The following is a 26,862-nucleotide window of genomic DNA, read 5'->3' as shown; positions in this document are numbered from 1 at the left end:
AGATTTCTGCTTTTATGGAATTGCCGAACTCATTAATAAAAAGTGATTTCAACTGCAAATAAATTTCCTGAAAAAGCAAGGATTATTCAGCTTGTTTTTATCCTTGTGGCTTAGTATCGCCATATTTCAGTAAAAGCGCAATTGCAATACTGACGAGAAAAATTAAAACCATGCTCAGCGCTGAACCGAAGCCCCAATTTTGAGTAGCTCCCAAAAATTGGTTGTAAATTAAGCGGGCGACGGTCATGCTAGATGCCCCACCCAACAATTCTGGATCAACAAAATCGCCTAAACTGCTGATGAAAACCAACAGTGAGCCGGCGGCAATTCCAGGGAAGGTTTGGGGAACGGTTACTTTCCAGAAGGTTTCAATCGGATTGGCTCCCAAATCTGCTGAAGCTTCCAGCAAGCGCCGATCAAGTTTTTCTAGGGACGCGTATAGAATCAAAACCATGTAGGGTAGATAACTGTAGCTCATGCCAATCAAAACGGCTGAGCTGCGGTTAAGTAAATCCAAAGCCGGCAATCCTAAACTGGTGAGAAATAAATTAAGCACGCCAGTGGGTCGTAGAATCGTTACCCAAGCGTAAGAACGCAGGAGAGAAGAAGTCCACAGAGGCAAAATAAAGCCCAGCAGCAGCAGATTTCGCCATCGCTGGGGGGTCATTAAGGCAATCCAATAAGCAACGGGAAAGCCCAGGCTCAAACAAATCAGGGTAGTGCCGATGGCAAAGAATAGCGATCTCCCCATGACTTGGAGGTTCAGGGATTCAAATACTCGCAGATAGTTGCCCAAACCTGAAGGAATGACCAGATCCCCAGGTCGGATATTTGGCACCAAACTTAGCTCGAAAATTACTAGGGTGGGCACCACTAGCAACAAGAGCAACCACAAGCCGGCGGGGCCAAGTAACACCGCTGGGCCTAACAAGTTTGACCCCAGCCGGCGGACATCGGGCTGAGACTGTGGGGGAACGGGAGGGGAGGTTTTAGTAGATACAGACACCGATTTCCTCTGGAATTAATTGTTAGTTGCTATTGGCTAATTGCAAATTGTTTGCTGTCATGAATGATGAAGAATTCGCTACTGACAAAAGAGCGAAAATCCGTGACGATTTACCCACTGGTTAATTTTGTCCAGTAGCGTTCATAAAGTTCGTTTGCTTCTCCCAGCGGCGCGAGACCTTCACACTTTTCTAAGGCTGATTCTGGCGGAAACAAGCCGACATTGTTACGAACTTCTTCAGGCAGTTTATTAACAGCTACTTGATTAGGGGTTGCAAAACTCAATCGCTCGCAAATCTTTGCGGCCACTGCCGGCTGCAATAAGAAGTTAATCCAAGCATAAGCGCCCTCTACATTGGGGGCAAATTTGGGAATGACGAGGGTATCTATCCATAAGGAAGACCCACTTGTTGGCAGTACATATTTTAATTCCGAATTTTCTGAGATGACTTCATTGGCATCTGATGAATAACACATTGCCATCAGTAAATCACCAGCTAATATTTGATCACGCCATGCGTCGGAATTAAACGCTGCCACTGCCGGCTTGAGTGCGACTAACCTCTCATACGCCTGTTTAATGTGTTCTGGATTGGTGGAATTGTAGGAGTAGCCTAAGCTTTTTAACGCGCAACCCATGACCTCGCGAAGATCATTAAGCAAGGTGAGCCGGCGGGACAAATCTCGCTGGTTATCCCAGAGGTAGTTCCAATCCTGTGGAGGATTTTGCAACTTATTTGGGTTGTAAATCAGGCCGGTGGTTCCCCAGCTGATCGGTACACTGTGGCGGTTCCCCGGATCGTAGTCGGGATTTTGAAATCGCGGGTACAGATTTTTAATTCCCACCAAACGCGAGTGATCGAGTTCTCGCAAAATCTCCAGCTCAATCAGCTTTCTCACCATGTACTCCGAGGGGTAGATGATGCTGTAGGCACCCCCACCGCCGGTCTGAATTTTGGCAAGCATTGCTTCATTGGACTCAAACACATCAGCAATCACTTCGATGCCGGTTTGCTCGGAGAAGTTCTTGAGCAACTCTTCATCGGTATAGTTCGCCCAAGTGTAGATGTACATTTTGGTGGGCGGAATCGGGCCAGGAGAGGATTGCACATTAGCCAGCCTCCACCCACAGCTCGATAGCGTCGATCCCACGACTGCCGCAGTTGATGCTTGTAAGAACCGGCGTCGTGTTGTGGAGAACCCAGATGCGTGTAAATCTTTTGAAGGCACTGTTTTTTAGGGATCGTCAGCGATGAACAGTCAGCGGATTTTAAATTGCAGATTGGATATTTTCTATTTTAGATGACGAATGGCTCATCTAAAATTACAGCCTTCAGTATTTGGCTGCTGCTAGCTTTTATAAACTCGCTCTAAAGGAGGGTTTTCTGTGATTTTTCCTGTGTTCGCATTCGTTTTTAATAGGTTAACATCCCATTTTTTAGGCATTGAATGCTTGAATTTAACTCAGGAATTCAAGCATTCAACGATTCAAAATTTAAAGGTGAGAATTTTCCCAGATCCAGCATTATTGCCCAGTTTTTTAAGCCGGCAGCGCAATACAATCTGTGGGCGACCAAGAAACATAAATGGGAGTGTCTGCATCCGGCAAACTGCCAACCGTGTTAGGCTGCATAACGGTTAGGGTGTCTCCTGACACTAACTGCACCACATAATGTACATGGGTGCCCAAATACATAACGTGCTTTAGCCGGCCCTCAAAGCAGTCAGTCGGGAGGTTTGGTGGATACAAATTTAACTGAATTTTCTCCGGTCGCACGCTGACAACCACTGGCTCTCCGGAGCCTAATTGAGTCCAAACTTCTGGCTGCTGCACCGTAATTTTGAGCTTTTTCTCAGTCAAAATCTGGAGGGTTGAGCCGTCTTGATTTTCAATCCTGCCATTAAACAGATTGGTTTCCCCGATAAAATCTGCAACGAAAGGTGTGCGGGGTCGCTCATAAATTTCGCTGGGGGAGCCAATTTGCTCAATGCGGCCATGATTCATCACGGCAATACGGTCAGATAAGCAAAGCGCCTCTTCCTGATCGTGCGTAACCATAATAAACGTTAAGCCCAAATCTTGATGCAGATTTGATAACTCTACCTGCATTTCCTTCCGCAGTTTCAAATCTAGGGCACCGAGGGGTTCATCAAGCAATACGACTGCCGGTCGGTTCACCAGTGCTCGCGCCAAAGCCACCCGCTGTTGCTGTCCCCCCGATAACTGCGCTGGATACCGGCTGGCGTAGGCTTCCATTTTGACAAGCTTGAGCGCTTCTTTTACCCGATCTTCAAGTTCTGCTTTACCTAGGCGTTTAATTCGCAGTCCAAAGGCAATATTATCCCAGACACTCAGGTGGTTAAATAAGGCATAGCTTTGAAAGACAGTATTAACGGGCCGCCGGTAGGGTGGGACTTGGGTCATAGATTGGCCCCGAATCATGACCTCTCCTGCTGACGGCGTCTCAAACCCGGCCATTAAGCGCAGTGTGGTGGTTTTACCACAGCCAGAAGGGCCAAGAATACTGAAGAACTCTCCCCGATGGATATCGAGATCGACACCGCGTACAGCCGTTTCGCCGTTAAACACTTTAAAAACTTTACGCAGTTCAACGTCGAGACTGGTCTCTGTTCCCGTAGTGCCTCGATTTTGTGTAGCCGTCTGAAACATAATAGTCACCCCTGCGGTGATGCCCCATTTAAAGGCTGTGCCGATTTTGCTGGTTTATCTGTGTTGGGTTTATTGTATCTACAGCACTTGAATTTCGGAATGCAAATTACACTTTATTAAAGGTTTTTACGGCGCTGGCCAAAATTGCACACCGGCGACATTTTGTTTGATGAGGGCCGGCGGCTGGCGCAAAGCCGAAAAGAAGCGCGAGAACTACTACCCAAGGGGGAATCAATTGTTTTAATATTGTGCCACATTGGCAAATGGCTTTTAAGTTTGATTTTGACGGCGAAGTTTAATCGCAGAAGCGCTTGTCATTCGTGCTTTTTTTGACTGTAAGGGGAATTTATCCAAATGAGTGCTAGATTTTTCTCCTTCTCTGTGCTCTCACGAGTTCAACAGCCGATGAAATGGGGAAAACATTCCTGGTGGCTTTCGACTCTAATCTGGTTGATGCTGCTAGCACCGGCTCAGGCAGCGCTGGAAATGCGAGTGGCCATTGAAGAGGAGGTCAGTAAGGTTAAAGTCGGCAGTTCCACGAACGCGATCGTTCGCAATGGTGCTGGTCAAGTTTTAGGCGAACTCGCCGGCATGAATGGCTTTGCTGCGGAACTGCGAGGCAAATTTGTCGCCATCAACCGCTGGCAAGCCGGTCAGATTTGGATCGAGCCAACCGGCGACGGTTATATTTACATTAATGATCGCTGGTATCGAGGCCGCACCCTCTTGGTTCCCACCGGCAAAGGCATCACAGCGGTTAATTACGTCGATCTCGAAAAATATCTCTACAGTGTTCTCGGTGCCGAAATGGACGGCGGTTGGCCCCAAGAAGCCCTGAAGGCGCAAGCGGTGGCTGCACGTTCCTACGCCCTTCACGAACGCGGGGCCGGCACAAATGGCTTGTATGATGTGGGCGATAACCAGGGATGGCAGGTTTACAAAGGCGTTGAAACAGAATCTCCTGGCACCTATGCAGCCGTGGATACCACAGCCGGCCAAGTGCTCACCCATAATGGAGAAATTATTCTCGCAGTGTTCCATTCTTCCTCTGGGGGACACACGGAAAACGTCGAGGATGTATGGGAAGAACCCCTCCCCTACTTGCGCGGCGTTCCGGATGATGATCGGGGAACACCAGGCTATGAGTGGACAAAAACCTTTTCCCGTGAAGAACTCAGCGGTTTGATTTCTGGCGTCGGCAATGTGGTGTCAATGACACCCGAACGCACCACGCCCACAGGTCGGATTATTACGATGAAAGTGGTTGGGGATGCCGGCACTCGGTCGATGAGTGGGGATGCCCTCAGAGACACACTGGGACTGAGAAGCTCTCGCTTTAAGGTGAACCCGCAGGGCGGTCAGCAGCCTAGTAAAGGCAATTCTAAGCCGGTTCCCACTGCTTTTGTTATTCAAGGCTACGGTTTCGGTCACGGAATTGGCCTGAGTCAGTGGGGCGCTTACAACATGGCTAGGCGGGGCGTTCCCTACCAGTCGATTTTGGCCCATTATTACCAAGGCGCAACGCTAGCTACAATCCAGGTAGAGTAGCGGCATCTGAATGTTTGTTTCTGTCTGTGTCCCATTTATTAGGAAGGGCAGAAATTAGCAGACTAGGAATTTTTTTCTAACAAATCTAGAAAATATTTATATGGGACGGAATGTTGTCTGAAATTGAAAGGGGCATGATGCCGAAGTGGGAATATCTGTTCGTTCGGTTTGACTATTTTGCTGGGGATCTCCGCGCCCAAAGCGTGAATGGTCAAGAAGCGCGAGATCCCAGCATTAATAAGCCTCTACATGAATACGCCAATCAAGTTGGAGAGGAAGGTTGGGAAATGGTTGGCTTGAATTATACGCCGGCTTATGGCTACGGCTTTTTAGTTTTCAAGCGTCCCAAGGATTAGAGATTGGGAGTGGGGTATTTTTCCCCCACTCTCCCTTACTCTCCGCTATTGAGCCGGCGCTGCCATTCGGCATCGAGTTTGGCTGTTTGCTCGATTTCTTGTTCGATTAAATCAGTTTCTGTTGTGTAAGCCAGGTCTTCACTGCCAATAATACTTTGTGCGGCAAATTGTTGGGCAAAGGCAAGTTTTTTCTGCAATTCAGCATCCGGTTGATTTAAAATAACCGCACGCTCTTGTCTAATTTGATTTCGGGATTCTATTTTGCGGTTTTTCCACTGAATCCAGAAATACCGGCCTAAAGGAACTGCCAAAAAGCCGATTCCGTATGCAAGTAAAACGCTGTAAATTGAGGCTGCGAAGGCAACGAAGCCCCCTAATTTTGCGGCTGTGCCACTGGCTAATAGGGAACCTAGAACAAGCGCACCAATAAAATTCACTGCACCCAACCCGATTGCCAGCATGAGTTGGCTAGAATTTGCCTGACTGAAGCGCCACAGCCCTTCCCGCAAATAAGCTTGCACCGGCTGTATCTGGTGTTCTTTTGCGGTGGTTTGCAACTCTGGGAAATGATAGACTAATTGGCCTTCGGGACTGACTTCAGGCCGGCCATTAAAGCGGCTGAGCACCGGCAGCATATATTCTTCATATTCCTTGGCGTAGCCGGTGCCGGTGTCGTCTAGATAGGGGGAAATTTGTTCGGCAATCACCGCACCTTGGTTGTTGCGGATGACGTTACCAATGGCTTGCCACCGGCGTTTTTCCAGATCCGCATTGGGATTGCCATCGCCAAAAAGGAAGGAGAAGACGACTTCCAGAAAATGCATCTGGTTACCTTCACCGGGAGATTGCCGGCGTTGGTACTGCCGGCGGGGATTGTCATAATCCCAGTATAAAAACCAGAACCAATCTGGCCCGATCCAGAAACTCGGCATGAAGATCATCCCGCCACCCGAATGGCTGCCTTCGCCTCTGCTGTCACCATCTTGATTAGTGGCAGTGAGAATGGCAAAAATCGTCAGAAAAATTATGGCGATTGAAAGCAGCAAAACAATCCCGAAGGATATCCGGATCAGGTAAAATAACACCCGCCAGACTTTTTCCCACCATTCCTTCAGTTGTATCTGTAAATACTTATTGCGGATAATTGTCCGGAAGTTTGGGGGAAATAGGTAGACAACGTCCCCGGTGTCTGCGACTTGTAAATGCCCACCCGCCTCGGACGCAAGGGCTAATAATCCTCGTTCAGTCAGATTGATATTTAAGCCGGCTTTGGTGGCTACGTCTCCGACTGTGACGCGGTAGCCCATCTGTTCGACTGCCTGCATGATGATGGGATTTGGAGCCATGTCCTTCCCTCAAGTATGATTGCCTGTACTACTTACAAGTATAGGCTTGTGGAGATTTTAAGGGGATCGGTTGTTACTCTTTTCTGCCATCTCTCTGATTGATGGGTGCGCTTTTGCTGCCGAAATTCTTATAAATTCCCCCGTAGGGGCGTTACCTGGAGAGTTGGGCGAAGCATTTGGGTATAGTTATTTTTCATATATTTTATGTATTTGCGCCCAAATGCTTCGCCCCTACATATTTTATGATATTGCTTATTTATTGATTTTATTGCTCGGATTGTGTTCATCCTCGTTCCAGTTGAGTGGATTTTCCATGATGTATCGCCTGATATTTTGATAAGCGGTTTTATTCTGAATAATTTTTTCATAATAGTTGCGCTGCCAGATTGTCGCTTTATTGCCCGTTAGACGATTGACTCGGCGCGTGGTCACTGATTTAAAGTTTTGAATAATTGCCCCCAATGAACCGGCTAGTGTGCCGCGAGGGGGTATCGTTTGCTCTGCCGGCTTAGGGGAAATCTTCCTCTGTGAAAAGATCAATGGAGTATCATTATCCTCTGGCACAGATGCTTCGCTATAATTTTCAACAATTACAAGAATTCCATGTATATGATTAGGCATCACGACAAAAGCATCCAATTCTAAAAATGGAAAATGGTGCGGTAAACTATCCCAAACAGCTTGAACAGTCGCACCGATGTGATTTGAGTGCATTACCCCGCTTACAATCTCTCCTAATAAAAATCGTCTTTGATGACAGCAAATGGTGACATAATACGCACCTCCCTGCCTGTAATCATATCCTTTAAGGCGAATTGAATGGCGATGATGTTTCTCCGGGTTATAGTTCATAACTGTTAAGCACCCTCTTGCCCTTCAAAATTGAAATTTTTGTGCCCTCCATTATAATATCTTTGTCATACTTGAAGAACCGAAGATTTACACAGTAGGGGCGAAGCATTCGGGCAGCTACAGTTCGGTTCTTCACAAAAGTTGAAATCCCGAATGCTTCGCCCTTACACTTCGCCAGAGTTTCGGGCAGCCACAGTTCGGTTGTTCACAAAAGTTGAAATCCCGAATGCTTCGCCCTTACACTTCGCCAGAGTTTCGGGCAGCTACAATTCGGTTCTTCACAAAAGTTGAAATCCCGAATGCTTCGCCCTTACACTTCGCCAAAGTTTCGGGCAGCCACAGTTCGGTTGTTCACAAAAGTTGAAATCCCGAATGCTTCGCCCTTACACTTCGCCAGAGTTTCGGGCAGCCACAGTTCGGTTCTTCACAAAAGTTGAAATCTCGAATGCTTCGCCCTTACGCAACCAAAGCATCCTTCAACAATTTACCCAAAACCGAGATTCCGCGCTCAATCTCTTCCGGCGTATGAGAAAAATTCAGCCGCATTGCTGGATATCCCTGTTCATCTGGGAAAAAAGCCTTACCATCAGTAACTAAAACATTTTGAGAAACCGCTTTCTGACAGATTGATTTCATGGGTAAACCATCTGGTAAATGCACCCACAAAAATAAACCGCCGTGTGGAACAGTCCAAGAAGCTTCTATAGGGAAGTATTGCTCCAAAGCACTTAACATCGCATTCCGGCTTTGTAAAAGATGGCTTTGCAAATAACTCAGCCGGCGGCGATAGTGCCCGGAAGCAAGATATTCACTAATAATTGCCTGAGAAACCGTTGAAGTATGTAAGTCGCCCAGTAATTTACGTTCAACAAAAGGCTGGTAATTTTTTCCCGTTACTACCATGTAACCCACGCGACTACCGGGCATCAAAGTTTTGGAAAAAGTGCCCAAGTAAGTCACGCAATCATGCCGATCTAGCGCTTTAATCGGTGCCGGCACTGGCTCAAAATTTAAACCTTCATAAGCATTATCTTCTAAAATCGCACAACCATAACGCTCAGCTAGTCTTAATAAGTGCTGCCGGTGAGATTGGGGCGTTGTCACCCCTGTCGGATTGTGCATCGTCGAAACTGTGTAAATCAGCTTTGGGTGATGCGTATAAAGGTACTGCTCAAGTAATTCCAAATTCATCCCTTCTGCTGTCATGGGAATGCCAATCACCCTAGCTCCCCTATAACACAAAATTGACAATGCCCCGTGATAAGTGGGACTTTCTACAATCACCCAGTCTCCGGGATTCACATAGTAATTAATTGCCAAGGATAACCCTTGCTGTGAACCATTTGTGACGATCAAATTCTCTGGCGTCACTTCCAGTCCTCGCTGCACCAACATCCGGCTAATTTGTTGCCGCAAAGTGAACTGTCCTTGCGGCACATCATAGTGAAATAAAGCCTCAGCCATTTGCTTGACTGCGCGTCTGGCAATGCGCTGTAAATCTTCTAATCCTGAGTCGAGGGGAAACCCACTGCTGAAATCAATCGTACCTAAGTGGTGCAGCGCATCCAGTGAACTCATGATGACGTTGAAAAATGACCCCCCCTGCCGTTCGGATACAATCACATCTTGGGGTGGGGCAAAGGTTGAAGCCGGCTGGGGACAGGCGATTGCGGGCTTACTGACGAAATAACCAGCGCCTTGACGAGCGTGAATTAACCCATCAGCTTCCAGGACGCTATAGGCTTCAATAACGGTTAATTTGTTGACTTGTGTACTTAAAGCTAACGCCCGAATTGAGGGAAGTTTGTCCCCGGGTTTTAAAACACCTGATTTGATAAGCCGGCTAATGCGATCCCGAATTTGCAGATAGACGGCTTTGGATGATTGTCGCTCCAGTGGAATAATCACGGTGCGTTTCTTCCTCAGAATGACAGCAGAGGGATGTTAAGCAATATAAGCGATGCAAAACCGCTTTAGCTAGTACAGTTTTACTAAGTTTTACTAGAACACTTTTAGTTGTGGCAACTGTACTAGCTAAACTCTAGCAATCTGTACCTTCTCAGGTCAATCTCTATTAGGAGAAAGTAAAGGTAACAGATTCAAAAGCAAACATGAGGTTCTAGTTATGACAACCTCTCACACTCCAGAAGCGGTATCTCAGGTATCTTTAAACGCCTCGAAAAATGCCTCGACACGCTTTCCCTTAATCTTTAAAACAGTTTGGCAGCGCCTTTTTGTGTGGTTAGCAAGCGGCCATGAACTGCGAGTTTGGAAAACATCTGACCGCAACGGTGAAACCGGCTGGCACGCTTACGATCCAACAACAGGACGATCTATTTGTGTAGCTTCTGATGCTGAGATGCGCGAATGGATTGAGCGGCGTTATTACTAAAAATAGCCCGTTGTTATAAGTTTTCAGAGAAATCGGCAAGAAAATAACTGAATACAACTTGCTATTTCTGGCAGAAAAGCGCGTTTTTGAAAACTGAATATTGCAATTATTGGAGGGAAATCAGATGAAATTTGGAATTTTGGCAATCACTGCACTTTGTCTAACAATTGGTTTATCAGCGGTTAAACAGGCTGAGTCTAGAGTGCCGGCTGGGTATGGCTCAAATGCTGTTGAAATAAAAGCGCCGTTGCCTGAAAAGCATCAAGATGTTCGCCCGCAAAATTCTTGTGTTTTGGTTTGCCGGTAGGTTATTCTAATTTATCTTCCTCTGACTCCTGCACTTTTTACCCTTTTAAACAGCGCAAGAATTCTAAAGGCAACCCATCCGTATCCGCAATAAAAGCAACTTCGTAAACACGATCCCCAATCATCTGTTGGGTGGGTTCTAATAGAATTTTTAAAGGTTGGAATTGTTCGGGTTGCTCACCGGCAGCTTGGGTAAACCGTTCTTTTAAAGCGTTTAACCAACCGGGTAAATCTGTTGCGGTGTCGGTGAGGTCAAACGATAAATGATAATAACCCGTATAATGTTCATCCTCAAAGGCATCCGGTGCCGGCTTGGGTTGGGGAATTTGAATTAATTCTATGCGCCCATCTAACCCTTCCATCCAACAGGCGAGGGTGATGCCGGCAGTAAAGCGCTCACAAACACTAAAGCCCAATAGTTCGTAAAACGCCATCGCCCGGTGAATATTCGCAGTGCGAATGGAAGCGTGATGCATAATCAATTTAAATTGTCAAGAGTACGGGCGGATTTTCTGAAATAACAGTCTGCGCCGGCACCAAAATTATTGATTGAACCCGCTGCGATATGAGCGGGTTTTTTTGAGTGATTGTCAGCAGTGGGTGCAAAAATAGTCGGCGAAACCCAACCCTACTCAAACAGCCGGAAATAAGGGTAACGAACCGGCACCCCCGGCTCTTTGTCAAGCTCAAAATTAATCACTTCCCAGCAGGGTTCTTCTGCGGGATCGGGGCTAAACTCCACCGGCAGCCCGTAAAGTCGGGGTTTGGGAGAGTCAGATTGGCCCCGCCAAGGCGTGCTGCGCTCCAAATAAGAGCTAATTAAGTCTTTATAGCGTTGGGCGATAATCACCCGCGTGGCGCGGAAACCTTGGGTGTAGAGGCGATCAAGTGCCTCATGGATTTCAAATCGAATCCCATCCGGATGGGTGTGTTGCCGATACCACTCATTGTTCCACCGACGCCAGTGACGCCCGGATTGAAGATGGATCAATTCCCCCGTCTTCGGATTTGCCTCAAACGCACCATGACGTTGGCACAAATAAGTATCTGTTAGCGTAAGTGCCGGAATCGTTTGCCGGCAGTGGGGGCATTGAATCTCCGAGCCAAAAATAGGGTACTGCAAGCCTGGATTGATCATGAAGTGCATACCAGCATATTATTTATGCGCCAGTTTCAGTGCTTTTATTATAGCTGTGGGTATTCCGCCCTCAGCTCAAATTCTACGGGGATTCTCTGATTAACCGGCAAACAATGGTGAGCAATTTTAACCAACCTTTACCCATACAGGTCTCTTATTGGCCCCCTGCTGACCTTTCTCTCGCTGCTTTTATCGCCCCGAATGCCACGGTTATCGGTCAAGTTTCCGTAGCTGCCGGCGCGAGTATTTGGTATGGCGCAGTCGTGCGAGCAGATGTGGAAAAAATTGAAATCGGAGCGTGCACCAATATCCAAGATGGTGCGATTCTACACGGCGATCCGGGTCAGCCAACAATTCTAGAAGAATGCGTTACCATCGGTCATCGAGCCGTGGTTCACGGTGCTTACATTGAACGGGGTAGCCTGATCGGGATCGGCGCTGTGGTGATGGACGGTGTGCGCGTGGGAACCGGCAGCATTATTGGAGCCGGCGCGATTGTGACAAAGGATGTGCCACCCTTTTCCCTTGTTGTGGGGGTGCCGGCAAAGCGGTTGCGAGAGATTTCCCCCGAAGAAGCCGCTGAACTGATAAAACACGCAGAACGCTATGAGCAACTGGCTTTGGTTCATGCCGGCAAAGGCACCAATCTCGGATTCACCCACCCCCACTAATCCAAATTAAGGTGTGAGAGTTTGGATTTTAAAGAGTTCGTTGCCGGTTCCTCATTTGCCCTTGATCCCAAGCCTTAACAAGCTCACCGCTCAATTAAGGGAAAGGTCTAGCAATTTCGCCCCTTTCGCCGCAAAATATTACAAATGAGAACGGTGTAACAATCTTTTAAAAGAGGGAAACCCAAATGGACTTTGATTGGCGTGTGCTTATCGTTGTTGGCCCTATCGCTCTGGCCGCAAGCTGGGCATTGTTTAACATTGCGCCGGCAGCCATCCGGCAAATTCAAGGGTTTTTGAACAGAGGAACCTGAATTAGGAACTAGGCACTAGGGACTAGGGGTTAGGGAGAAGAGAGGTTACAAATTCCCTAATCCCAATCCCCAATCCCCATTCCCTTAGCGCAAGGCTTCCTTCAGACGGATTTCCATAATTCCACCCGGTTGCAGAAGGTTAGGTTTCTTGTAGCGTTCTGATTGGGCAGCTAGGGGGATATTGCGACCAAAAAGGGTAATGGCTTGAGCGACAAACCGGCTGCCCTTGCGATTGCTTTCAAACCGTCCAATCACGGGCGTTCCTTCAGGCGCAATCAAGTTGCCGGCCCTATCAAAAATTGCCGCATCTAGAAACAAGACTTCCTGCCGGTCTAAATCGGGGTGAAACTTCACAATTCTTTCACCCGCGTAACGGACAAACAGTTGCGCCCCTGCCGGCAGCAAAATCTCATTTCCTCGCGGCTTGGGAAGGCCGGCAGGGGCAGGATTAGCAAAACCAACTTTTGTTATCCCCACAGGTGATTGCGTTTCTAGAGAAGGCACCATCACCGTTGCCGAGGGGACAGGAATAGCAGAGGTTTCTGTGGGAAGTGCTAGAGGAAGGGTGCCAAGCGGATTTGATCGCGGCAGTTGCGGGGCAGGAGGGAAGGGCTGGTCAAACTCACCCACTGCCGTTGGGCGCGGGAAATTGGTCTGTTCCAAAGGTGGAACGCTGACAGCAGCAGACTGAGGGTTGCTATAAGTTGCTGGTGGTAGGGGTGAAGCAGTTTGCCAACCACCTGTGCCGATGGGTGCCGTAGCAACGAAGGGACGCAGAACCCACCGATCTCGGAATGGGCCGCTTTCAATCGGTGCTGATACTCGTTGCAGCCGCACTTGGGCGGGGTCTAAAACAACTGCGGGATCGAACTCCATCACAATTCTGGTCGTTCCGCCCTGGATCTGCGATACCTCAATTTGACGCACAGTGCCCGAATAAGTCTTTTGGCTGGGATTGACTCCCAAATCAGTATTGGGGAGGTCTAAAACAATGCGTGGGGGTTGGCTCAACACCGAGAAGCTCGGCTGCGCCCCCTCCTGCACCATCAATTCCAGCTGGTTATTTTTTGAGTCAAAGTTCCAGCTTGACAAAATAGCTGCTTGTGCCGGCAGCACAGCAATTTCTTGCGTACACATCATCATCATGCCGGCAAAGCCGAGGGTTAAAGGCCGGCACTGCCGGCAGCCTGGGGCTGTTAGCAATCCCCAGCACAGCGAAAATCTTTGGCCTAGTTTTGCTGTCTGCATTGCTTTTTACTGAAATTGCTAATTGCAAGCTTGCGAATAGTTTATGCCATCAACCATAAACTATTAGCCCCTACCCTTTCCCTTTTGCGTTCATCTATTCTTTGTTGACTTTGCCATCCGGCATCGTTGCTCTTGTTAAAATCACACTCGATAAATCTACTTCAGTTAGATTTGCATCTCGCAGATTCGCACCAACAAAATAAGCGCCCCTCAAATCCGCGTTCAACAGGTTGGCACGAATTAACGTCGCAAAAGTCAGTTGAGCCTGTCTGAGGTCTGCATTTGTTAAGTCAGCATCATCCAGAGAAGTTCCTTTAAGATCAGCCCCCACCAGAGAAGCGCCGCTTAAGTTGACATTGCTCATGTGGGCGCGATGCAGTTTTGCACCAGACAAATTAGCCCCTTGTAGGTTCACATTCGTTAGTAAAGCACCCCGAAGGTCAGCGTTGCTGAGGTCGGCTTTGCTCAGGTTAGCGCCCTTGAGGTTACAGCCGCGACAGACATTGGTATCAAGCAAGCGTCTGAGGTGTTGGGGATTGGCAGCAAAAGCTGGATTCGGTAGACAGAGGCTGGCTAACAGTGTGCAGATCGCTAGAATGCTGAGTTTCATATTCCTGAGTTATGCCAAAACAAAAGTCGGTGAGTCTGATACGGTTATTGGTTAAAAGTCAAAACAAAATGTTTGATTGGCTTTTAGCTACGGTAGAATCCCTAGTTTGTAGTCTCTAGTCCCTGTGTTCTAGTTCCTCAAGGGCAGACATTGTACCGCAAATGTTGGTAACGGGCTTACTTTGCGCTTTTTTTGCAGCGAGTGTCAACTTCTTTGGGGATGGATGTTTTGGTAAATAGATGAAATCTGCTCAAATCCCTGATTTATCGGCGCTGTGCTGAAGCGACAAAAGGCTGTTTTTAGGGGCTGAAGATGGCAGAAGACGTTGAGACGGAAGGCGAAACCGGCGCACCGGCACACTGCTCGTTCAGCCACTCCAAGATCATTTTGTTAACTTGCTCTGGACATTCATCATGGAGGCAGTGGCCGGCATTTTCTAGCTCAACGACCTGCAAGCCGGTGTTATGCTGGCCAAACTGACGGGCGAGTCCGGGGGGGATCATGCGATCTTCACGTCCCCAAATCAAGAGCATCGGAATTTTTAGGTTTTGCAGAACTTTCTTAACGCTTGGCCCAAATTTGGAACTGGCCATTGCTTTGAGAATGGCGCAAAAAGCTTGGGCGGAACCGCGATCTTGAGCAGGGCCGGCTAAAATTTCCACCAGTTCTTCTGTTACAGCCGTCGGATTTGCATAAGCGATGCCGGCCCAACGGCGAACAATTGAGGGGCGTCTAACAAAATAAAATATCGTTTTCAGCAATGCCGGTGAGGCCACGATTCCTTCAACTGTTGTAACGATCGGTCGCAACCATGCCGGGATCGCCTCCTCTCGTACAGAGGGATCAGGCAGACTGAGCATCACAATGCCCCGCACCATTTCTGGATGAGCCTCCGCCGCCGCCAGACAAACCAAAGAACCTATCGAGTTGCCCACCAACACAACCGGCTCATTAATAAACGTCTTCCAGAATTCATAGACTTGCTCGACCCACAGTGATACATTGTACTGAGCCGGTGCTTTTTGAGACGCTCCAAAGCCCAGCATATCTAATGCGTAAACCGTGTGATGCTGAGCCAAATCAGCCAGATTGTTTCGCCAGTGGCCAATCGATGCCCCAAACCCATGCAGTAGAATTAAGGGAGAAGAAGCGACTGGGGATTCGCCCTGCCGGTCGAACCCTGGAGAGCGTAGGTAAGTATAGCGAGTTTGCCACCCGCGCCAGATCCAGTCCCGCTGACTTCCAACTCGTTGCTGCCATTGCCTGGAAACAGTCACACTTGCCTCAACTCAAAATTACTTTACAAACTTTCTTCTCAATTTTAATGGTTTTGGCCATAGCCTTGGGTCTGCATTTCCAATGGCTATAGCTTTTTGAGGCAAGCTATTTCCGAAGATAGATTAACACAGTTACAGAAACTCAGTCAGACTGAGTAGAATGGCAATTACAAGTTCACATACATTGTGCATGGATTGAATACGATATAATAATCGCCTTCTTAACCACTGCCTCAATCATGACATTTCTTGATAGAAGTTTGAGGCTGTTCACTGACTCACCCAATAGCTCACGTAAACCCTTAACTAACCGCTCCCATCACCTCATACCTTATAACGCCTGTGATAGAAAAGAGACGCCCGAATCGCGATTTACCCCAAATTAACGAAAGAATTCGCTTTCCCAAGATACGCGTTATTGATACCGACGGAGGACAGTTGGGAATCATGACGCCGCAAGATGCTTTGCGCCAAGCTTACGAAAAGGAACTGGATCTCGTGCTTGTGAGTGACAAGGCAGATCCACCTGTTTGCCGGATTATGGACTACGGCAAGTTTAAGTTTGAACAGGAGAAAAAAGCCCGCGAAGCTAAGAAAAAGCAACACACTGCTGAAGTCAAAGAAGTGAAAATGCGCTACAAGATTGAAGATCACGACTACCAAGTGCGGATCAATCAAGCAAAGCGCTTTCTTCATGATGGAGATAAGGTTAAAGCAACCATTATGTTCCGGGGCCGAGAAATTCAGCATACAGACTTGGCAGAAGGCTTACTGAAGCGGATGGCAACAGATTTGCAAGAAGTTGCTGAAGTTCAGCAAGCGCCCAAAAAAGAGGGGCGTAGTATGATGATGTTGCTCTCCCCCAAAAAGTAATAACATCAGTCGCATAAGATAAGAGCTGACACCGGCTCGAATGCGGGATAGATAAGTGGGCAGCGCTACGCCTTGACGATAGCGCTGCTCAAAATAGATGCGCCACTCGTACCCCTACCGGCGAGTGGGGAAGAAGACGAGGATGTGTATCCTCCTCAGAGGCTAGCGATGCCGGTGCAAAATTGCCGGCGAATCCTGCGAAGGCAAGTTAGCTCATCGGTTCGTGGTTGGTGAAGCACTCAAAGGTCAGCGCTCAAAAAATTAATAACGAATAGCACAAAAGATATGTGACTGGTACGGGCGAGTGTGAGAGCGCAATTTTGGCTCAATTGCAGACAATTTACCCGCAAAACCAACCCCGACCGGCTGACCGAACAGCTAGCACAAAAGCCATCTTCGGATATCTACAACACAGGAATGAACGGGGCATGGAACTGAGAGATCAGCGGTTTGGGGGAAGATGGGGGCAGATACTTCTACAGTGGGTGAATTTGCGGCCAGAGGAAGCAGAACGAACCTTCCTGATGTTCGCTTTCTACACAGCAACCTCTGTGGGAGTTCTCTGGCTAGAAGCCAGTACAGTTGGACTGTTCTTAGACGAATATGGTGCAGAACAGCTGCCGTGGATTTATATCTCCGGTGCCGTTATTGGTTCTGCCTTAGGCGCATTGTATACGTGGCTGCAAAGCATCCTGCCCCTGCGCCGAGTGATTGTGTTGATTGCCCTGATCATGGCAGCCCCCCTACTGCTGTTCCGGGTTGGATTAGGGCTGCCGGTGATCCTAGGTATCACCGTCTTTCTGATGCGTCTGTGGCTGGATGGGATCTACGTCCTCAACGACCTCAACACCTCGATCACCGCCAACCAACTCTTTAACATTCGGGAAATTAAACGCACCTACCCGATTATCAGCAGCGGTATCTTGCTTGCCGATGTTGTTAGCGGCTTTTCCCTGCCCTTCTTTCTCAATTTAGTCGGACTGAATAATGTCATCCTCATGGCTTGCTTGATGATGGTGCTAGGAGCCGGCATCCTGTACTATCTCAGTCAAGCTTACCAACAAGCATTTCCCGACTCTCCCCTCAGAGAAGAAGAGGATGAACAGGCAGAATTCGCCAACAAACGGCTACGCGGTCCCATCCAGCACTACGTCGTCCCCTTAATCGCCTTTTTTGTCCTCGCAGAATTGCTAAATATCCTGGTTGATTTTCAATTCTTAAGCGAGTTAGAACAGCAAGATTTAGGCGATAAAAGTCTGGGTATCGCAGCGTTCATTGGCGTTTTCAACGGCTTTCTGGGCATCTTTGAACTCGTGATGCAGTGGTTTGTCTCTAGCCGGCTCGTTGAACGCATGGGCGTGTTTGGTTCCGCCATCATCTTACCGGCTGGTTTGGCGGTAATTGGGTTAGGTTCCGTAATCACTTCTTTCACAAACCTGTTGCCCTTATTTTCCGGTTTGGTGGTTCTCAAGTTTTTTGAAGAACTATTGCACTACACCCTATTTGAAGGGGTTAGCCCCGTCTTATTCCAACCTATCCCAGAAGCCAATCGTGATGACGTGCAGGCCGTCGTCAATGGCATTGCTGAGCCGCTATCCGACGGCGTGATTGGCTTGATGATTTTTGCAACCATTTGGTTCTGTCGCTTTGTACTGCCCAAAGCCACAGATGCCGCAGTTGTGCAATTAGAGGGATGGATTTTTGTCGGTCAGATTGTGCTCTTAGCCTTGGCTTGGGTGTACGTCGTTTGGATGCTGCGATCTCGTTATGTCGGCTTGCTCGTCTCCAGCGCTGAAAGGGGCCGGCTGGGGGTGACAGACGTGGATCTGCGTGTCCTCAAACGTGCCGTGGTAGACACCTTAGAAAAGCCCGGTACAGAAGCCGATAAACGCTCTTGTATTGAACTCCTCACCCAAATCGATCCCAACAATGTTGGTGAAGTTCTCGCGCCGCTGCTGGTAACCCTGCCGCCGGCTTTGCAGCGCCAAAGTCTGGAGACGATGCTCAACCATCCCAGTCCCGCCTACCTTCCCCAAGTGCGGGCGCTGATCGAGCACACCCTGCCGCCAGAAGTCTTAGCGTTAGGTTTACGCTACGTCTGGCTAACCGAGAAAGCCCCAGATATTCAAGCTTTAAGACCTTATTTGCAACCCCAAGTAGACCCCGTGGTGCGAGGAACCGCCGCTTCCCTGATCATGCGCCGGGGCAACCGGGAGCAAAAAGCCGAAGCCACCAACGCCCTGCGGCGAATGCTCACCCATAAACAAGAACGGGAACGGGTGATGGGCTGTCGGGCGCTGGGCGAGGCCGATTATTTGCAAGGCTTGCGACTTTATATCCCCAACCTCTTACAGGATGAATCGTTGCGGGTGCGCTGCGCTTTGCTGGATGTGATCGCATCCACACATTTAGAGGAATATTATCCTTCTCTGCTGCGTGGACTTTACTATAAATCCACCCGCGAAGCCGCCCTGCGTGCCTTGGTTCGATTAGATAACGAAATCATTAACCCGCTTGTGGTACTTGCAGAAGATGCTCACAAGCCCGATTTAGTGCGGATGCACGCTTGGAGTGCCCTAGGCCAGATCGGCACGCGGGAAGCCCTAGACGCCCTGGCTTCTCACTTGATGACGGCTTGGGGTACAACCCGGCGTAATATTCTCCGGATTCTGCTGAAAATGCCCCAAGAAGCCGGGATTGAAGGGGTGTTGGATCGTTTGGGTCGTAGTGGCGTAGAAACCTTAATTGACCAGGAATTGAGGTTCCTCGGTCAGCTTTATGCGGCACTGGTGGATCTGCCGGCAGAACAAGTTGCCGGTGAGGAAGCAGAACTGCTGCGACGGGCGCTGCGGGATCTGCAAGCGGATGCGGTAGATCGGTTATTTTTGCTGATGAAGTTCCTTTATCCCCACACGAGCATTCAGGCAGCCTCATTTAACTTGAAATCGGGTTCGCGGTCAAATATGGCGCGGGGGCTGGAAATTTTAGATAATACTTTGGATATTCCGACTAAACGAGCGCTGCTGAGTGTGTTAGACCGGCGCGAGGATCGGGAAAAACTGCAAAACTTGTCAGAACTCCTGGTTTATCAGCCCATGACTCCCAGCGATCGCCTACGCCGGCTGCTAGAGTTACGCCATTTCCTCTCCGATTGGCCCCTGGCTTGCTGTTTCCATCTGGCCCGGTCCGCCCGTTGGAGTCTGACGGCGGATCAGACACTCGCTTGTCTGCGCCATCCCAGAGGTTTGGTGCGCGAGTCGGTACTTGCCTATCTGGGAGTCGCTTCGCCACGCGCATTGGTAGAATTGCTACCAATGCTGCAAAACGATCCCGATCGACTCGTTGCTGCCCAAGTTAAGCAGATGATGGCTGAATTGGCCGTTAGCAATTCAGCAGAAACTGCATCGGGGCGGGGGTATTTCGACCAGGCCGGCGAAGCAAACCGCGCTTCCAATTATCCGGGGATAGCCGGATTTGAGGCAACTTAATGAAGGATGAATGATGAATTAAACTGTTCTTCCCCTCATCATTCAACGTTCCCGCTCCATCGTTTCTCTAGAGGCAACCGGAATCCTGAGGATGAACAACTTAAATGCTGACTAGCGTTGACCGCCTATTATTTGTCAGGGGAGTCCCGATATTTAAAGAGCTACGGGATGATTTTCTCGTCCGGCTGGCTTCTGTGATGGATGAGCTTTCATTTCCAGCTCAGCACACGATTTTCACTCAAGGACAAGAGGGGCGTTCCCTCTACATTGTCGTTTCTGGGCGAGTCCGGGTTCACCTGGGAGAGCAGGATCTGGCACAACTTGAGCAAGGTGCTTGTTTTGGTGAGATGTCGTTGTTCGATGCCGAACCTCGTTCTGCCTCTGTCACGACTTTGGAACCCTGTGACTGTCTGATGCTAACGCAGCAGCAACTCTACGATGCCATTGAAGAAACCCCAGGAATTGCGGTCAATATTATCCGTCTTTTATCTCGCCGAATTCGTGAATTTAACCGCAAGTTAAATGCTAAAGAGACTGAAACTCCCGCACCAGAATTACATGGTGCGGGACGCAGTTTAGGAGGCTAGGGACTAAGGACTAGGGGCTAGTTGGAGAGAGGGGAGAAATGCCCAATGCCCCATGCCCCATGCCCCATGCCCCATGCCCTCTCTTACCGTTCCTGGTGTTGTTCGAGAAGCTGTTTGGCGCGGGGTTTATAGAGCAGATAAAACAGCGATTCGATGTAACGCAGCATATCCTCACGGTTTTCTTTGGAGATGTGGTTCCAAAAACCGTAGATTTTGCCTAAAGATAGCAGCCGCGTGGTGTGGATTTTCCAGGTGTAGGTGCTGTAAACTCGCTCGATACCGGCTTTGGAAATTTGGTGCCAGTAATTAGGATTTTGGTCACATTTAGTAATAAAATCCAGGATTCTTTCGGCGGTTTCTTCCAAGTTTGTGGGGTTGATGTAAAATCCGTTGACTTTATCTTTAATGATTTCCAACGGTCCGCCAAATTGAGTGCCAAAGGTAGGAACGCCACAGATCATGGCTTCCAAAATTGTTAAACCAAAAGCTTCAAATAAGGCCGGCTGGACAAAAATCCCTTCATGATCGGCAATGACTCGGTAAATTTCGCCGGAGTCACTCTTGGGTAAACGCACTCCCAACCAGCGAACACGCCCGTGCAAATTGTATTCGTCAATGAGCCGATAAAGCTTCTCCATTTCGCTGAGTTCTTCGTGATCGGTTGACTCATTAACGTGCAATTTACCGGCAACCAAAATTAAATTGCAGCTCTCTTGCAATGCCTTGCTCTTACCAAAGCATTCTGCCAAGCCGGTGAGGTTTTTAATGCGGTCGAGGCGTGCCATTGAAAACAGCGGGCGCTTGCTGGGATCGTCGAGTTTGCCAAAGATATGAGCGGGGTCTTCTTGATGGAAAAGCAGGTCTTCGAGGCGTTCACGGACACTGTTGAGCCGATCTTCTTGCCGGCTGTAGGGGAAATATACGCTCTCATTCACTCCGGGCGGCACGACGTTAAATTTGGGACTGAACAGCTCAATTCCATTAACGACGTGATACAAATCCGGCATGGTGAAGCACTTGTAAGACTCATATTGCCCTACACTATCTGGCGTTCCCACAATTTCTTGATAAGTGCTGCTGATGATAAAATTGGCGGCGTTCATCGCAATCAAATCGACGGTGAACTGCAGGGAGAAGTGGTACGCCTTTTCCGATTCTTGCCAGTAAAGGTTACTAAACAAGTATTTAGATTTTTCTAGGGCGTGGGCGACAATGCACTGAGTAACCTGGAGGCGACGCGCTAGCAGGAAGGCGACTAAGTTGCCATCAGAGTAGTTGCCGATGATAAAGTCAGGCCGGCCTTGAAATTCTGCCAGCAGTTCTTTTTCGGCATCAATGGCGTAAGTTTCCAGATAAGGCCAAATTTCAAACCGCGAAATCCAGTGTTGGGTGAGGTTGGAATTAAAATCGCGGAAGGGAACGCGCAAAATCCAAGCATTATCGGTTCCATGAACTTTTTCCAGGCGCTGGTTACAGCGGGTGCCGTCACTGTTGGGGATCAGCCGGCTGAGAATGATGACTTTGGGCTGGGCACCGAAGGCATCTAAACCGGCTAGGGAGAGTTCCTCTTGCAGTTGAGTTTCTAGGCTTTTGGCTTGGTCGAGGACGTAGACAACTTGGCCGCCGGTGTCAGGCCGGCCTAGAACTCCTTCTTGGCCAAACCAGCCATGCACAGACACCAAAACGATGCGAAAGATCATCGGAATGCGGGAGATGAAAGCTTCGAGAACGGCATCGTCAGGCGAGTCAATCAGTTCATCGAGAATTTCCAACGTTTCGCGTACCCTGCCGGCAGTGTTACCCCATCCCGGTTCAAAGCCCATCACTTGCAGATCCAAGCGGAAGTTTTCGTAGGGTTCATCCCCTGGGCGAGCACCGACAAATTTGATCGCTTGCTTGATCCGATCAGAAAGCTGCTGCTGGTTTTTAATGCGTTCGTTAATCAGCAGTTGAATGCCATTGTAGCTGTGGACGCTCAAGAAATCATACAGCGCCGCTAGCCACTGTTTGGGGTCTTGAAACAGTTTACTAGATAAATATCGGTTGAGGAATTGCACTCCTTTACCAATGTTTTTCGGGTCGCGAATAGTGGGGGAGTAATCGTAAAACGGCCCAAAATCAATCTCGAATACATCTCCTTCGTGGGGGTGGAAGTGCTTGACAAAAAGATCGCGCACATCCAGTAACTCTTCGGCACTCAGCCGTTCAACTTTCAAGTCATCTGTGAGCCGGTAAATTTCTTGAGAGGCAATTTTGGGGCGCACGATCAGACAGATACTGTCCTCCTCAATGATAATTTCCTGAGTTTCGTAAATAAATTTACCTAAAACGGAAGAATCAGCAAACGCTTCGGGCTTTTGGTAATTGATGCAGAAGTCGGCGAAGGCAGTTAGGATGTCATTTCTGAGTAAATATCGCTTTTCTTGTTGTCGGATATCACTGATAAATTGCCGAAGATCGCTTTTTTCACTACTTTCGATAACAGTTTGTAACAAATCAGACATGAAGCCTCCCCTGTAGAAATTAATAGCTTTTACAACCACTAAGTTACAAAATGCTGCCCTGAGGGGGACTCCCTCTGTAGTATAAAAAGCGTTAAAATCTCACACTTTTTACAGCGAGTAGAGTTCACTGTATTTGCCCCGGATGTAGCGGATAAAGGGTTCGACGCTCAAAGGACTGCCCGTGACGCGCTCAAGCAATTCATCTGCGGTGTATTTGCGTCCGTGCTGGTAGATGTTTTCTTGAAGCCACTGATGCAGGCTGGTGAAATTGCCTCGCTCAATATCAACGGGAATTTCTGGATTGATATTGAGGGCTGTTTCATAAAACTGGGCGCTCATCAGGTTGCCGAGGGTGTAGCCTTGAAACATCCCGCCAATCACGCCACTGTACCAATGTACGTCTTGCATGACGCCTTCGCTGTCTGTTGTGGGGACGAGGCCGAGATCGCTGCGGTAACGCTCGTTCCAGGCTTCGGGGAGGTCGCGCACCGGCAGGGAACCTTCGAGCATGGCTAATTCTAAATCGAAGCGAATGGTGACGTGCAGGTTGTAGGTGACTTCGTCGGCGTCGGTACGGATTAGGGAGCGGGCGACTTTGTTAATTGCCCGGTAAAATTTGTTGATGGAAACATTGCCAAGTTCTCTGAGGAAGACGCCTTGCAGTTGGGGATAGAAGCATTCCCAAAAACCCCGGCTGCGCCCGACGAGGTTCTCCCAGAGGCGAGATTGGCTTTCGTGGACGCCGGAGGAGACGCCACTGGCTAGGGGGGTGCCTTCAAATTCACGGGAGATGCCTTGTTCGTACATGGCGTGACCGGCTTCGTGGATGCTGCTGAATAGTCCTTGTCCCAGATCGTTTTCGTAGACGCGGGTGGTGATACGAACATCGCCGGTGGAAAATCGGGTCATGAAGGGATGCAGGGTTTTGTCTTGCCGGCCTCGTTTGAAGTCGTAGCCGATGCGCTCAATGATCCTACGGCTAAATTCTAGTTGCTTGGTTTCGGGAAAATGCTGGTGCAGGAAGGCATCATCGGCTGCCGGTTGGGAGGTGATTTGCTCGACAATGGGCACGAGTTCTTGCCTGAGCCGGCTAAATATCTGTCGCAGGGTAGATGCTTTCATGCCGGCATCTGAAAAGTCAATCAGTGGGTCAGCGATATGCTCGTATCCGGGAAAAAAGCCGGCCAATTCGCGGCTTAAATCTAGGGTTTTTTCCAAGTAAGGTTGAACAATAGAAAAGTCGTTGGCCGGTCGCGCTTTCGCCCAAGCTTCGTAGGATGCGGATCGGTGGTGAGAAAGTTCTGCCATGAAGGATGCCGGTACGCAAACGGATCGGTTGTAGTTGAGGCGGGCGATCCGGATGAGGCTGGCTTCGTTGGAGTCGTAGGAGAGGCTGTCTTCGTAGGGTTTTAAATCTTCTAGCAGTTGCCCGATGGTGGGATCGGTAAATTTTTGGTGGGCGATTTGCCGCAAAGTGGCGAGTTGGCGACCTCGTGCCGGTGCGCCGCCGACGGGCATATAAGTGGCTTGATCCCAGTGCAGCAATGCCGCTGCTGATTCGATGTCGTCGATCTCTGTCAGACGAGTTTTCAGTTCTAGAAATTTAGGGTCGCTCTTTGCGAGGGTTTTCATGCTAGCGGCATCAGAAGACATAAGCATTATGCTTTACCATTCAAAACAGCAGATATCCGTATCTTATAAGCAACTGTTTTATTTTATCTGTCGAGATTGAGGGGGAGAGGGGAAGAGTGGGGGAGGGGGGGAAGAATTTACCGATTTCGATTTGTTCCCATAAAGTAGCGAATTAGATGCGCTTTAGCTTATTTATCAAACTTAGACAAACGTTAACTCCGATTGTTGCTGTTCTTCTAGTTGCCGATTTTAAATTACGAAATTTATGCAAAACTGAAAAAAACTAAGTTTTGTAAGCCGACTTCATAAAGTTATAAATTTTAATTGCTTTTTTATCTTTCGTAGCTGCCGGCATTAAACGGTTAACTGACTGGCCCTCGAAGTAAAACTCGAAACCTTACATCTCGCCGAATTTTATCAAAATCTGAGTCTATTTTTGCCATTTCTAGATATCTTTCAGGGTTTAAATTAAGAGCAATTTGCAGACTTTCAACGGCTAGATTTACTTGACGCTGCAGTGCGTAACAGCAAGCTTTGTTATACCAAATTAGCGCTTGATTTGGTTCGATTGCTAAAGCTTCGCCGTAGCTATCAATTGCGTTTTCATAGCGACCCAGTTTCCCCAAGGCATTGCCTCGATTTGTCCAAGTTTCGCAATTGTTGGGTTTAATCACTAAAGATTTGTCGTAGCTGGTGAGTGCGTCTCGGTAACGACCTGATTCATACAAAGCGATGCCGCGACTGTTCCAAGCTTGCCAGTCGTTAGGTTGAATGGCGATGGCTTTGTCATGGCTGGCAACGGCTGCTTGGTAGCGACCAAGTTTCCGCAGAGAAACCCCCCGATTGTTCCAAGCTTGAGATAGATTTGGTTGTAGGGTTAAAGCTTGGTCGTAGCATCTTAGTGCGTCTTGATCGCGGTTAAGTTCGGTGAGTGCAATGCCTCGGTTGTTCCAGGTTTCGGCAAGATCGGGTTTGAGGGCTAAAGCTTTGTCGTAGCTGGCGATCGCATCCTGATAGCGACCCAATTTTTCTAAGGCAACGCCTCGGTTGTTCCAAGCTTTGTAGTCGTCTGGGTGAGTGGTAAGGTGCTGATCGTATTGCATAAGGGCTTCTTCAAGGGAGCGTAAGTTTTCCATTGCTAGATTTAGTTGCCTGAAACCAGGTTGTGCCGGCGAACAGCTTGTTGCTGCCGGCGCAGTTTTTCCGTGGCTTCTTGCCAGTAAGCGAGTTCTTCTTCTAGGGTCATATCTTTTATTATTTCAAATATTTTTTGATTTCCCGCTCTTTTCATCCGCACGCAGTCGAATGTTTTTGTTTGAGTGGGAAAGCTGACGGTGGGAGAATCAACCGCTATCAAGCCGGCATTTAAGTTATCCCGGCGTTTAGTTTGCTGGCGCTTCCGCAAAGCTTCTGTGTGTTTCTGCCAGTAAGCTAGCTGATCTTCTGGGTTCATGTCTTTAATTTTATCTAAAATGCCCTCGCTGCCCTGACGTTTCATTTTTACACAATCAAATTTCTTGTTCGTCTTCATAAGGAATGACTTGCACAGGTGAGTAAATGGCAATTTGAGAGTATCCTTCCAATAAATTAATCGCGTTATATAGGCGAATTTTTTTAAAATGGACGATGTGCTGAAAGTCCCAACTCACAAGGGCAGAACACTCGGAGACGGTAGCCATTGCAACATGAAGGGCATCGATGGTTAGGGTTGGGGTAACAATTGCTGCATCTAGGTAAGCTTGCTGAAGTTGCAGAACACTTTCAGTTAGGTTAACAATTCCTGCAATGCCAAGGATTTTTTCAAAGAGTTCCCGAACCTCTGCCGGTGCCGGCTCTATTTCATTTTGCACAACTACGGAGGTGACGAGGCGGAAGCGCCCACTCTGAACTTGACGGAAAAAGGCTCGACTCGCTTGTTCAAATTCCTCGTCACAGATGCCGCAAAACACAGATGTATCGGCATAAACCCGAAGGATGCGGCTTTTCATTCTAGTAAGTTGTTAGCAATTTTTTAGGTTTGCTGGGATTTTCCCGATGAAATAGAAGG

The 26,862-nt window shown here is 48.5% G+C and carries 26 protein-coding genes; 10 read left to right on the top strand and 16 right to left on the bottom strand.

The genetic code is table 11. From position 1 onward, the window contains the following. Positions 1–97: 97 nt before the first annotated feature. The 3 genes from H6F73_RS14420 to H6F73_RS14410 form a co-directional block, all read right to left on the bottom strand. The gene (locus H6F73_RS14420; RefSeq protein ID WP_190759391.1) at positions 98–1,006 is read right to left on the bottom strand and encodes an ABC transporter permease subunit; all 909 of its coding nucleotides are present in this window, start codon (positions 1,004–1,006) and stop codon (positions 98–100) included. Positions 1,007–1,116: 110 nt separating this feature from the next. Beyond that, positions 1,117–2,235: an extracellular solute-binding protein gene (locus tag H6F73_RS14415; protein ID WP_190759390.1), complete on the bottom strand. Its 1,119-nt coding sequence runs from the start codon at positions 2,233–2,235 to the stop codon at positions 1,117–1,119. Positions 2,236–2,545: 310 nt separating this feature from the next. Beyond that, a complete protein-coding gene (locus tag H6F73_RS14410; protein WP_190759389.1) occupies positions 2,546–3,676 on the bottom strand; it encodes an ABC transporter ATP-binding protein in 1,131 nt (376 codons plus the stop codon). Positions 3,677–4,030: 354 nt separating this feature from the next. Between H6F73_RS14410 and H6F73_RS14405 the strand changes: the two genes are divergently transcribed. Both H6F73_RS14405 and H6F73_RS14400 read left to right on the top strand, forming a co-directional pair. Then, positions 4,031–5,224: a SpoIID/LytB domain-containing protein gene (locus tag H6F73_RS14405; protein WP_190759388.1), complete on the top strand. Its 1,194-nt coding sequence runs from the start codon at positions 4,031–4,033 to the stop codon at positions 5,222–5,224. Between the two features lie 110 nt (positions 5,225–5,334). Beyond that, on the top strand, positions 5,335–5,580 hold the full coding sequence (locus tag H6F73_RS14400) for a hypothetical protein (RefSeq protein ID WP_242072443.1): 246 nt from the start codon (positions 5,335–5,337) through the stop codon (positions 5,578–5,580). A gap of 35 nt (positions 5,581–5,615) precedes the next feature. Here H6F73_RS14400 and H6F73_RS14395 read toward each other — a convergent pair whose 3' ends face one another. The 3 genes from H6F73_RS14395 to H6F73_RS14385 form a co-directional block, all read right to left on the bottom strand. Then, positions 5,616–6,926 (bottom strand): hypothetical protein, encoded by a 1,311-nt coding sequence (locus H6F73_RS14395; RefSeq protein WP_190759387.1) that lies wholly within the window; start codon positions 6,924–6,926, stop codon positions 5,616–5,618. A gap of 252 nt (positions 6,927–7,178) precedes the next feature. Further along, positions 7,179–7,778, bottom strand: coding sequence for a transposase (locus H6F73_RS14390; RefSeq protein WP_190759386.1), 600 nt, complete (start codon positions 7,776–7,778; stop codon positions 7,179–7,181). A gap of 456 nt (positions 7,779–8,234) precedes the next feature. Continuing rightward, positions 8,235–9,686, bottom strand: a complete 1,452-nt coding sequence (locus tag H6F73_RS14385) for an aminotransferase class I/II-fold pyridoxal phosphate-dependent enzyme (protein ID WP_190759385.1) — start codon at positions 9,684–9,686, stop codon at positions 8,235–8,237. 217 nt (positions 9,687–9,903) lie between these two features. On the opposite strand from H6F73_RS14385, the gene H6F73_RS14380 reads away from it, so the two are divergent. Continuing rightward, a complete protein-coding gene (locus H6F73_RS14380; RefSeq protein WP_199330526.1) occupies positions 9,904–10,170 on the top strand; it encodes a hypothetical protein in 267 nt (88 codons plus the stop codon). Between the two features lie 124 nt (positions 10,171–10,294). Next, complete coding sequence (locus H6F73_RS14375; protein ID WP_190759384.1) at positions 10,295–10,477, top strand: hypothetical protein; 183 nt, start codon at positions 10,295–10,297, stop codon at positions 10,475–10,477. 37 nt (positions 10,478–10,514) lie between these two features. Here the strand turns inward: H6F73_RS14375 and H6F73_RS14370 are convergent, their stop codons facing one another. Together H6F73_RS14370 and H6F73_RS14365 are read right to left on the bottom strand one after the other, a co-directional pair. Continuing rightward, positions 10,515–10,952 (bottom strand): VOC family protein, encoded by a 438-nt coding sequence (locus H6F73_RS14370; protein ID WP_190759383.1) that lies wholly within the window; start codon positions 10,950–10,952, stop codon positions 10,515–10,517. Between the two features lie 152 nt (positions 10,953–11,104). Then, positions 11,105–11,614: a TIGR02652 family protein gene (locus H6F73_RS14365; RefSeq protein ID WP_190759382.1), complete on the bottom strand. Its 510-nt coding sequence runs from the start codon at positions 11,612–11,614 to the stop codon at positions 11,105–11,107. A gap of 116 nt (positions 11,615–11,730) precedes the next feature. Here H6F73_RS14365 and H6F73_RS14360 point away from each other — a divergent pair, with 116 nt between their 5' ends. Beyond that, positions 11,731–12,285 carry a gamma carbonic anhydrase family protein gene (locus H6F73_RS14360; RefSeq protein ID WP_190759663.1) on the top strand — a complete coding sequence of 185 codons (555 nt, stop codon included), beginning with the start codon at positions 11,731–11,733 and terminating at the stop codon, positions 12,283–12,285. A gap of 185 nt (positions 12,286–12,470) precedes the next feature. After that, positions 12,471–12,596 carry a photosystem II protein Y gene (locus H6F73_RS14355; RefSeq protein ID WP_190759381.1) on the top strand — a complete coding sequence of 42 codons (126 nt, stop codon included), beginning with the start codon at positions 12,471–12,473 and terminating at the stop codon, positions 12,594–12,596. 84 nt (positions 12,597–12,680) lie between these two features. On the opposite strand, the gene H6F73_RS14350 is transcribed toward H6F73_RS14355, so the two are convergent. The 3 genes from H6F73_RS14350 to H6F73_RS14340 form a co-directional block, all read right to left on the bottom strand. Continuing rightward, on the bottom strand, positions 12,681–13,844 hold the full coding sequence (locus tag H6F73_RS14350) for an AMIN domain-containing protein (protein ID WP_190759380.1): 1,164 nt from the start codon (positions 13,842–13,844) through the stop codon (positions 12,681–12,683). A 94-nt stretch (positions 13,845–13,938) separates the two neighbouring features. Then, the gene (locus H6F73_RS14345) at positions 13,939–14,454 is read right to left on the bottom strand and encodes a pentapeptide repeat-containing protein (RefSeq protein WP_190759379.1); all 516 of its coding nucleotides are present in this window, start codon (positions 14,452–14,454) and stop codon (positions 13,939–13,941) included. Between the two features lie 299 nt (positions 14,455–14,753). Next, complete coding sequence (locus H6F73_RS14340) at positions 14,754–15,731, bottom strand: alpha/beta fold hydrolase (protein WP_190759378.1); 978 nt, start codon at positions 15,729–15,731, stop codon at positions 14,754–14,756. Between the two features lie 333 nt (positions 15,732–16,064). On the opposite strand from H6F73_RS14340, the gene infC reads away from it, so the two are divergent. The 4 genes from infC to H6F73_RS14320 all read left to right on the top strand — a co-directional run bounded on the left by infC (position 16,065) and on the right by H6F73_RS14320 (position 20,679). Further along, entirely contained in the window at positions 16,065–16,604 is a 540-nt protein-coding gene (infC, locus tag H6F73_RS14335) for a translation initiation factor IF-3 (protein WP_190759662.1), read from the top strand. 72 nt (positions 16,605–16,676) lie between these two features. Beyond that, a complete protein-coding gene (locus tag H6F73_RS14330) occupies positions 16,677–16,838 on the top strand; it encodes a hypothetical protein (protein ID WP_190759377.1) in 162 nt (53 codons plus the stop codon). Between the two features lie 194 nt (positions 16,839–17,032). Further along, positions 17,033–20,092: a HEAT repeat domain-containing protein gene (locus H6F73_RS14325; protein ID WP_190759661.1), complete on the top strand. Its 3,060-nt coding sequence runs from the start codon at positions 17,033–17,035 to the stop codon at positions 20,090–20,092. Positions 20,093–20,196: 104 nt separating this feature from the next. Then, complete coding sequence (locus H6F73_RS14320; RefSeq protein WP_190759376.1) at positions 20,197–20,679, top strand: Crp/Fnr family transcriptional regulator; 483 nt, start codon at positions 20,197–20,199, stop codon at positions 20,677–20,679. Positions 20,680–20,762: 83 nt separating this feature from the next. Here the strand turns inward: H6F73_RS14320 and H6F73_RS14315 are convergent, their stop codons facing one another. The 5 genes from H6F73_RS14315 to H6F73_RS14295 form a co-directional block, all read right to left on the bottom strand. Next, on the bottom strand, positions 20,763–23,183 hold the full coding sequence (locus H6F73_RS14315) for a sucrose synthase (RefSeq protein ID WP_190759375.1): 2,421 nt from the start codon (positions 23,181–23,183) through the stop codon (positions 20,763–20,765). A 108-nt stretch (positions 23,184–23,291) separates the two neighbouring features. Further along, positions 23,292–24,815: a carboxypeptidase M32 gene (locus H6F73_RS14310; RefSeq protein ID WP_190759660.1), complete on the bottom strand. Its 1,524-nt coding sequence runs from the start codon at positions 24,813–24,815 to the stop codon at positions 23,292–23,294. A 362-nt stretch (positions 24,816–25,177) separates the two neighbouring features. Further along, the gene (locus tag H6F73_RS14305) at positions 25,178–25,951 is read right to left on the bottom strand and encodes a tetratricopeptide repeat protein (protein WP_277882609.1); all 774 of its coding nucleotides are present in this window, start codon (positions 25,949–25,951) and stop codon (positions 25,178–25,180) included. 8 nt (positions 25,952–25,959) lie between these two features. Next, positions 25,960–26,313 carry a hypothetical protein gene (locus H6F73_RS14300; protein ID WP_190759682.1) on the bottom strand — a complete coding sequence of 118 codons (354 nt, stop codon included), beginning with the start codon at positions 26,311–26,313 and terminating at the stop codon, positions 25,960–25,962. A gap of 10 nt (positions 26,314–26,323) precedes the next feature. Then, the gene (locus H6F73_RS14295; protein ID WP_190759373.1) at positions 26,324–26,803 is read right to left on the bottom strand and encodes a hypothetical protein; all 480 of its coding nucleotides are present in this window, start codon (positions 26,801–26,803) and stop codon (positions 26,324–26,326) included. Between the last annotated feature and the right edge of the window lie 59 nt (positions 26,804–26,862).

Origin of the sequence: Microcoleus sp. FACHB-68 (assembly GCF_014695715.1) — a bacterium.
GTDB lineage: Bacteria > Cyanobacteriota > Cyanobacteriia > Cyanobacteriales > Oscillatoriaceae > FACHB-68.
Note: the sequence above shows the minus strand (reverse complement) of the source record. Positions and strands in the feature narration are given on the sequence as shown.

Excerpts from the sequence above, each read along its gene's own strand:
- H6F73_RS14390 (WP_190759386.1), bottom strand. The coding sequence starts at position 7,778 with ATGAACTATAACCCGGAGAAACATCATCGCCATTCAATTCGCCTTAAA.
- H6F73_RS14300 (WP_190759682.1), bottom strand. The coding sequence starts at position 26,313 with ATGAAACGTCAGGGCAGCGAGGGCATTTTAGATAAAATTAAAGACATG.
- H6F73_RS14395 (WP_190759387.1), bottom strand. The coding sequence starts at position 6,926 with ATGGCTCCAAATCCCATCATCATGCAGGCAGTCGAACAGATGGGCTAC.
- H6F73_RS14315 (WP_190759375.1), bottom strand. The coding sequence starts at position 23,183 with ATGTCTGATTTGTTACAAACTGTTATCGAAAGTAGTGAAAAAAGCGAT.
- H6F73_RS14405 (WP_190759388.1), top strand. The coding sequence starts at position 4,031 with ATGAGTGCTAGATTTTTCTCCTTCTCTGTGCTCTCACGAGTTCAACAG.
- H6F73_RS14380 (WP_199330526.1), top strand. The coding sequence starts at position 9,904 with ATGACAACCTCTCACACTCCAGAAGCGGTATCTCAGGTATCTTTAAAC.
- H6F73_RS14320 (WP_190759376.1), top strand. The coding sequence starts at position 20,197 with ATGCTGACTAGCGTTGACCGCCTATTATTTGTCAGGGGAGTCCCGATA.
- H6F73_RS14345 (WP_190759379.1), bottom strand. The coding sequence starts at position 14,454 with ATGAAACTCAGCATTCTAGCGATCTGCACACTGTTAGCCAGCCTCTGT.
- H6F73_RS14350 (WP_190759380.1), bottom strand. The coding sequence starts at position 13,844 with ATGCAGACAGCAAAACTAGGCCAAAGATTTTCGCTGTGCTGGGGATTG.
- H6F73_RS14375 (WP_190759384.1), top strand. The coding sequence starts at position 10,295 with ATGAAATTTGGAATTTTGGCAATCACTGCACTTTGTCTAACAATTGGT.
- H6F73_RS14310 (WP_190759660.1), bottom strand. The coding sequence starts at position 24,815 with ATGAAAACCCTCGCAAAGAGCGACCCTAAATTTCTAGAACTGAAAACT.
- H6F73_RS14305 (WP_277882609.1), bottom strand. The coding sequence starts at position 25,951 with ATGGAAAACTTACGCTCCCTTGAAGAAGCCCTTATGCAATACGATCAG.
- H6F73_RS14325 (WP_190759661.1), top strand. The coding sequence starts at position 17,033 with ATGGAACTGAGAGATCAGCGGTTTGGGGGAAGATGGGGGCAGATACTT.
- H6F73_RS14400 (WP_242072443.1), top strand. The coding sequence starts at position 5,335 with ATGTTGTCTGAAATTGAAAGGGGCATGATGCCGAAGTGGGAATATCTG.
- H6F73_RS14370 (WP_190759383.1), bottom strand. The coding sequence starts at position 10,952 with ATGCATCACGCTTCCATTCGCACTGCGAATATTCACCGGGCGATGGCG.
- H6F73_RS14295 (WP_190759373.1), bottom strand. The coding sequence starts at position 26,803 with ATGAAAAGCCGCATCCTTCGGGTTTATGCCGATACATCTGTGTTTTGC.
- H6F73_RS14410 (WP_190759389.1), bottom strand. The coding sequence starts at position 3,676 with ATGTTTCAGACGGCTACACAAAATCGAGGCACTACGGGAACAGAGACC.
- H6F73_RS14355 (WP_190759381.1), top strand. The coding sequence starts at position 12,471 with ATGGACTTTGATTGGCGTGTGCTTATCGTTGTTGGCCCTATCGCTCTG.
- H6F73_RS14365 (WP_190759382.1), bottom strand. The coding sequence starts at position 11,614 with ATGATCAATCCAGGCTTGCAGTACCCTATTTTTGGCTCGGAGATTCAA.